The organism is Bacillus sp. MM2020_4 (genome assembly GCF_011250555.1).
Classification (GTDB): Bacteria; Bacillota; Bacilli; order Bacillales; family Cytobacillaceae; genus Neobacillus.
In genome coordinates, this window is record NZ_JAANMZ010000145.1 from 1 (window position 1) to 255 (window position 255).

Genomic DNA, 255 nt, shown 5'->3' on the forward strand with positions numbered 1-255 from the left:
ATTGATGGTGTTATCATCGCCACGGAATTCCTCGTTCCAGACACTTTCATATACGTTCGCCTTGGTAAAGACCTTTTTGGGAGATGACAAAAGCAGTGCAAGGATTGCGTATTCTCGTGCCGTAACTATCAATTGAAATCCATTAACAGTTACTGTCTTTGCCACCGTATCAACCTGTAAATCCTTGAATGTTAATTCTTTAGGATGTGGCTGTTGAGTTAGACGGCGGGATCTTCTTAGATGGGAATCAATTCT

The 255-nt window shown here is 41.6% G+C and carries 1 protein-coding gene; it reads right to left on the reverse strand.

Translation table 11 applies throughout. The features are described from left to right. A partial coding sequence (locus G6554_RS25510; RefSeq protein ID WP_166246862.1) for a winged helix-turn-helix domain-containing protein occupies positions 1-255 on the reverse strand: 255 nt, incomplete at both ends.